General features: G+C 59.9%; 5 protein-coding genes. All 5 read right to left on the reverse strand.

Annotation, left to right across the window (positions count from 1 at the left end; translation table 11 throughout):
• Positions 1–107: 107 nt before the first annotated feature.
• From ACTD9P_RS29280 to ACTD9P_RS29300, 5 genes are read right to left on the reverse strand one after another with little or no spacing between them, the layout of a single operon-like run.
• A complete protein-coding gene (locus ACTD9P_RS29280; protein WP_438870371.1) occupies positions 108–761 on the reverse strand; it encodes an HAD family hydrolase in 654 nt (217 codons plus the stop codon).
• 30 nt (positions 762–791) lie between these two features.
• On the reverse strand, positions 792–1,781 hold the full coding sequence (locus tag ACTD9P_RS29285; protein ID WP_200434498.1) for an ABC transporter ATP-binding protein: 990 nt from the start codon (positions 1,779–1,781) through the stop codon (positions 792–794).
• On the reverse strand, positions 1,778–2,578 hold the full coding sequence (locus tag ACTD9P_RS29290; protein ID WP_438870372.1) for an ABC transporter permease: 801 nt from the start codon (positions 2,576–2,578) through the stop codon (positions 1,778–1,780). Before ACTD9P_RS29290 ends, ACTD9P_RS29285 begins: the two co-directional genes overlap by 4 nt.
• The gene (locus ACTD9P_RS29295; RefSeq protein WP_219269514.1) at positions 2,565–3,428 is read right to left on the reverse strand and encodes an ABC transporter permease; all 864 of its coding nucleotides are present in this window, start codon (positions 3,426–3,428) and stop codon (positions 2,565–2,567) included. The genes ACTD9P_RS29290 and ACTD9P_RS29295 overlap by 14 nt, the downstream gene beginning before the upstream one ends.
• Positions 3,407–4,213, reverse strand: a complete 807-nt coding sequence (locus ACTD9P_RS29300) for an alkaline phosphatase family protein (RefSeq protein ID WP_438870373.1) — start codon at positions 4,211–4,213, stop codon at positions 3,407–3,409. Before ACTD9P_RS29300 ends, ACTD9P_RS29295 begins: the two co-directional genes overlap by 22 nt.
• Between the last annotated feature and the right edge of the window lie 141 nt (positions 4,214–4,354).

A 4,354-nucleotide genomic window follows, 5' to 3' on the forward strand; every position in this document is an offset into this window, starting at 1 on the left:
TGCTCGCGAAAGCGGTTTGTCAGTGAAGAATGTTTCATCTGGCACTCCGCTTTCGCGAGCAAGCCCGCTCCCACAGTGGATTGGGTTTCAATTCAAACAAGTCGGGGTCAAACCCAATGATGAATCGGCCAGCCAGCCTTTTCAGCATGCTCACGCAACACCGGATCCGGGTTCACTACCTGCGGATGATCCACCTTCAGCAACAGCGGCAAATCATTGCGCGAATCCGAGTAGAAATACGCGCCCTCCAGGCTTTCACCTTCCTGCTCCAACCATTGCAGCAACCGCGTGATCTTGCCTTCACGGTAAGTTAGCACACCCACGGTCTTGCCGCTGTAAACGCCATGGCTGAAGTCCAGGTCAATGCCCAGCACTTCATCAATCCCGATGCGTGCCGCAATGGGCGTGACCAGGTGCGTGCCGGAGGCTGAGATCACCAGGATCCGGTCGCCATTCGCGCGGTGGCGGGCGATGGTCTTGGTGGCGTCGCTGTAGATCAGCGGCTCGATGAAGTCCTCCACCCACGGCTCAACCAAATGCGCGATCTCTTTTGGCGTGCGCCCGATCATCGGCTCCAGGCTGAAGTCCATGAAGTCTTCCATGGCCAGTTCGCCACGGCTGTAGGCGGCCATGAGTTCGTCGTTCTTGCGCATGAACGACTCCGGGTCGACCCAGCCCAGGCGGCCCATCTGTTCGCTCCACAAGGTGGCGCAGTCGCCGTGGATCAAGGTGTCGTCCAGATCAAAAATTACCAATGCCATCTGTCACGCTCTCTCAAATCAATCGTTGTGTCAGGCTACTTCACACAACGCACTGGGGTCGATGGAAAGTGCCAGGCGCTGGCCATCCGGGTGCAGATCGTCGGCCGAGCGGTTGAGCACGTCCACCACCAATTCCACGCCACGCGCTTCGATGCGATAGCGGATCACGTTGCCCAACAAGCTATGACTGCGGACCAGCGCGTCGAGGTCGCCGCTGCGGCTTAGCTCGATGGCTTCCGGGCGAATCGCGATGCGTCCGCTGATAGGCCGTTGCAGCAACTGGCTGGCCTTGTCGGCGTCAAGCAGGTTGTAGTTGCCGATAAAACCGGCGGCAAATACATCCACGGGCGCAGTGTAAAGGGTCTCGGCATCGCCGCTTTGTACGATCTTGCCCTGGTTCATGAGGAAAATGCGGTCTGACATGGTCAGCGCTTCTTCCTGGTCATGGGTCACGAAAATTGTGGTCAGGCCCAGCTCGCGCTGGATCTGGCGGATCTGTTCGCGCAGGTGCTTGCGAATCCGTGCATCCAGCGCCGACAGCGGTTCATCCAGCAGCAACAGGCGCGGACGTGTCACCAGTGAGCGGGCGAGGGCCACACGCTGGCACTGGCCGCCGGACATCTGGTGCGGGTAGCGGCCGGCGAGGTCTTTGAGCTCCACCAGTTGCAGCACTTCCTGCACGCGCTTGTGGCTGTCGTCGGCGTTGACCTTTTGCATGCGCAGGCCGAAGGCGACGTTCTGTTCCACGGTCATGTTGGGGAACAGGGCGTAGCTCTGGAACACCATGCCGATGTGCCGTTTCTGCGGGCTCAAGGGCACGATGTCCTGGCCGTCCAGGAGGATTTTGCCGCTGTCCACCGAGGTCAGCCCGGCGATGCACCGCAGCAGGGTCGACTTGCCGCAACCGGATGGGCCGAGCAGGGTGACGAATTCACCCTTGGCGATTTCGCAGTTGATGTCGCTGAATACCGGCGTGCCGGCGTAGCCTTTTTGCAGGTGTTGGACGCTGACGAAGCTCATTGGCTTTTGTCCTTGTTCAAGATATTGGCGGCCCAGGTCAGCACCAGCACAAAGAAGAAATAGGAAATGACGATGGCACTGGTGAAGTGGCCGCTCGTGTTGCGCATGTTGTTGAGGTACACCTGCAGGGTTTCGTAGCGGGTGCCCACCAGAATGTTGGCGAACACGAACTCACCGAACAGGAACGAGAACGACAGCAGCAGCGCGACCATCAGGCCTTTGCGCAGGTTCGGCAGCACGACGAAAATTGCTGCCTGCCAGGTGCTGGCGCCCAGCAGCTGCGAGGCGTCCATCAGGTCGCGCAGGTTGATCGCTTGCAGGTTGTTGGTGATCGCGCGGTACATGAACGGCAAGGCTACGGTGAAGTAGCAGCCGATCAGGATCCACGGCGTGCCCACCATCGCAAATGGCCCGGAGCCGTAGAGTTGCAACAAGCCCACCGATGACACCACCGGCGGCACCGCAAAGGGCAGCAGGATCAGGATGTTCATCAGCGCGTCGAGCTTGGGAAAGTGGTAATGCACCACGAACAGCAGCGGCATAATCAGCACTACCGACAGCACCAGCGCACCCACACACACCAACAGCGACTGACCGAAGGCGGCCAGAAAGCGCGGGTCACTCCACAGCTGCACGTACCACTTCAGGGTAAACCCGGCGGGCAGGATGGTGGCCGACCAGCTGCTGGCAATCGAGTAGACAAAAGTGCCCACCAGCGGCAACACCAGAATCGCAAATAACAGGTACACCACTACCCGATGGTAGAGGGAGGCCGAGCCGGCTTCAGCGCGAGACATGGTAGCTCCTCTTGAGCAGCAGTTGATGCACGACGGTGACCACCGTCATCAGTGCCACCAGCACCACGGCCAGGGCGCTGGCCATGTTCGGGTCCAGGGAGATGTCGCCGGAGACCATTGCCGCGATACGAATCGGCAGCACGTTGAAGTTGCCGGTGGTCAGGGCATACACCGTGGCATAGGCACCGAGGGCATTAGCCAGCAGGATCACGAAAGTGCCCAGCAGGGCCGGCGTGAGCACCGGCAGGCCGATGTGCCGCCAGAACTGCCAGCCGCTGGCGCCGAGCAGCGAGGCCGATTCGCGCCAGTCTTCGCGCAAGGCATCGAAGGCCGGGTAGAGCAGCAGCACGCCCAGGGGAATCTGGAAGTAGGTGTACAGAATGATCAGGCCCGTCTTGGAGTACAGGTTGAAGTCCTGAATGATCCCTGCCTGCTTGAGCATGATCGTGATGCTGCCGTTAAAGCCCAGCAGAATGATGAAGGCGAAGGCCAGGGGCACGCCGGCAAAGTTGCTGGTCATGTTGGCGAAGGCGGTCACGAAGTTACGCAGTGGCCCATCCACGCGGCGCAACGAGTAGCTGCCGAGCACCGAGATGATGATCCCGAACACGCTGGAGTAGAAGCTGATCTCCAGGCTGTACTGGATGGCTTGCAGGTAGAACTTCGAACTGAAGATCTTGGTGAAGTTGGCCAGGCCCCAGCCGAACTCCTCCGACTGCAGGCTGTTGATCATCACCCACACCAGCGGCGCGATTTCAAACACGATAAAAAACAGCGCAAACGGCACCAGGCACAGGATCGCCAGCCATTTGCCACGGGTGATGGCGTTCACTTGAGCAGCTCCCGGCATACAGGTTTGTCGTGGGGCACACCGAGCAGTTCGCAGACGGTGCCGCACAGGTCGGTTTGCTTCGGGATGGCGCCAGGGTCGAGGGTGAAGGCCGAGCCCAGTACGAACAACGGCACTTCGCGTTCTTCCGGCAGTAAACCGTTATGGGAGCGGTCGTTGTTCATGCCGTGATCGGCAGTCACCAGCAGCTGGTAGCCGGCGTCGAGCCAGGTTTGCAGGTAGTCGGCAAGGATGATGTCGGCCGAGCGCGCGCTGTTGCGGTATTGCGCGGTATCCAGGCCATGCTTGTGGCCGGCGTCATCAATGTTCATCGGGTGTACCACCAGGAAATTCGGCGTGTGTTTGCGGCGCAGGCTTTCGGCGTCGGCAAACAGATGGGAATCCGGGTAGTGGTCATTCCAGTAGAAATGCCCGTGCTGGATCGCCAGCGCTTTGTCGTCGGTGTGACGATCACGCGCGGCAACAAAGGGCGTGCGGTTATACAACTCGCTGACCCAGTGGTAAGCCGCCGCCGCTGTAGTGAGGCCTGCGTCGGTGGCGTAATGAAAAATGCTGCGCTGGTTGGACAGGCGCGAGACATGGTTGTGGACGATGCCGCTGTCGATCGGTGGCACGCCGGTGAGGATGCATTCATACAAGGGCCGGGACAGGGCCGGCAGTTCACATTCCAGTTTGTAAAGCGCTGCGCGTCCTGCGCCGATGTAGGCCTGGAGATGCCCCATGGCATGTCGGGCAACCTCGTAGTTCAGGCCGTCGAGCACCACAAGGATGACGTTGTGCTTCATAGGGGGAGACGCTCCGCGACGATAGGCTTGACTCAATTTCATTTGGGGAACGGGTTCAAAACTGTGGGAGCGGGCTTGCTCGCGAAAGCGGTGGATCAGTGAAATAAGTGTTGCCTGACACACCGCTTTCGCGAGCAAGCC

This window comes from Pseudomonas onubensis (assembly GCF_965653655.1).
Classification (GTDB): Bacteria; Pseudomonadota; Gammaproteobacteria; order Pseudomonadales; family Pseudomonadaceae; genus Aquipseudomonas.